The sequence below is a fragment of the Sphaerochaeta sp. S2 genome, assembly GCF_016406725.1.
In the GTDB taxonomy this organism is placed as follows: Bacteria; Spirochaetota; Spirochaetia; order Sphaerochaetales; family Sphaerochaetaceae; genus Sphaerochaeta.
Genome location: NZ_JAEKNT010000346.1, coordinates 1 through 2,082 on the forward strand (window position 1 = coordinate 1; position 2,082 = coordinate 2,082).

Sequence of the window (2,082 nt, forward strand, 5' to 3'; positions counted from 1 at the left end):
ACCTATCCATCGTTCTCCTGACTGTTTCTTTAGTACTGTATACTCTGTATCCCCTGCTTTCCCGGAGAGTGCTTGGAAGCCAGCCCACTTCTGTTGCTCCAGCAGATTCCCCTGACTGTCATAGGCTTCAAACAGAGAAGAAAAAGCGCGTAGGTCATCAGGACATTCTGAACGTTTTGAGAATCGGTAGTAGTGTAGAAATGATTGGTTTACCAGGATGAAACGACTTTCAGGGTCAATAATGAACACTGCATCAATCATACTGTTGATTGCTGCATCAAGTGTGGCTTTGCTTTGTGCAAGCGAATGCTGGGCAATCTGCTGATCCTCAAGTGCGTTGAGGATGATTTTTCTCCCCTGCTCGGTCTGTCTCTGCAATGCTTGGAGTGAACGTATGGAGGATATTCTCTCAGTGATATCAAAAAAGGTAATAAGGAGAAAACGGTCCAGAAATGCTCCACTGATTTCCATCTCCAACACAGTACCAGTAGCTGTAACCAAGGAGAATTCTTGTGAATCGATATGTCTAGAATGCGTGATTATGGACTTTTCAACAGCCTCTTCCCAGGATTCTCTTGCTTTTTCTCGGTGCGTTGGATCAGGGTAAACCTTCTCATACCATGTGTCGACATCCTCTATTTCACCAGGCTTGAATTCAAATGTGGTACTCCATGCTTCATTTGCAGAAACTACCGTACCCTCCTGGGTAAGGAGTACCATGGGCAGGGGGGCATTGGAGAATAATTGCTTGAATTTTATTTCGCTGTCTGCCAATTCTCTTTCTGCAACCTCCCTTCTTCTTACCTCCTTGCTGAGCCTCAATATCCAGAATCCCAGAGATGCAGCGACAAACAATGCTATACCAATAATCAGATAAATAGTGGTACTCTGCACAGTCTTTTCATACTGAAGGGGCAAATATGCCCGATACAATCGCTCCCTTGTCTCACTGTCAATTGTCTGGAGTGCCTTGTTGATGATGGGGAGAATAGATGCATAGTCCTCATGGACAGCAATAGAAAGGGAGTTCATGTAGGCAGTGGTACCCACTACCTTTACTTTTCTGGATAGCCCAAGTTTGGACCGATAATGGTTGGCAACCAACAGGTTTTCCACCAAGGCAAAACACTCTCCCTTTGCAACGAGTATGAGGCCTTCTTCAACGGTAGATACTTCAACCAAGGTCAGATTTGGGTAATCCCTGGCGAGCCACTCCTGGGCCGCATAATTGGAAATTACGGCAACCTTCTCTCCTTCAAGCTCTGCCAGACTACCGATATACCCGACCTGTTCTCCAGCTATGATTGCAAGAGGTACGGTCAGGTATGGTTCACTGAAACGCAAGGTAGCCTCTCGCTCTTCTGTCTTGCTGATGCTTCCGGTCATGGCAATTTCACCACTGAGTAACTTCTCATAGGCATCCTGCCAGGAAGTCCCTTCGACAGGAATGAAGGTCAGTCCACTGAGAGAACTGACACTTTGTAGATATGCAAAACTCAGACCTGTAGGCATGCCATTCTTGTCCAGGTACTCAAGAGGTTCCCACGCAGGATCGACCAATAGAGAGAGAGGAGCTTGTTGTGCAAGCAAAGTACGTTCATTTTCACTCAAGGTAGAGAGGAAGGAGGGATCAGCGGCAAAAAGTGTTGAGATGAGCAGGAGAAGCATACTGAGCAATATCAGGCGCCGGGTATTCATGCATTACCCTCCTCTTCCACTGAGGAGTACCGCTCTGGCCGTCCGATTTCCTTGAGAAGAGCGTTGACTTCTCGCTTCAGGTCCATGATTCGCTCTTCCCTCTGGCTCATCACCTCATACCACCGCCTCAGCTCTTCCAGCTGTTCCTTGTTTTGTTGCTCAATTGCTGTTCGCTCAGTAATATCCAGCCCTTGGGCAATGGTAGCCACGAGAGAACCATCAATCGGGTCAAAGATGGGCCCTGCATTCCAGAGAATGGTTTTTATCAGTCCCTCATTTGTAGCAAGATGTATCTCGACGTTAGAAAGTGAATGTTCTGTTTTGAGTCGTCTTTCCAGCCGATCGAGTTCCCCTTCACCCAAGGAAGAAAAGATAGTACCTACT

The 2,082-nt window shown here is 46.9% G+C and carries 2 protein-coding genes; both read right to left on the reverse strand.

Features of this window, described 5'->3' with window-relative positions; all coding sequences use genetic code 11:
• The coding region (locus tag JF818_RS10065) for a transporter substrate-binding domain-containing protein (protein ID WP_198891880.1) at positions 1 to 1,698 on the reverse strand (1,698 nt) is incomplete at its 3' end.
• Positions 1,695 to 2,082, reverse strand: a 388-nt coding sequence (locus JF818_RS10070) for a hypothetical protein (protein WP_198891881.1), incomplete at its 5' end; no start/stop codon positions are given. The genes JF818_RS10070 and JF818_RS10065, both read right to left, overlap by 4 nt.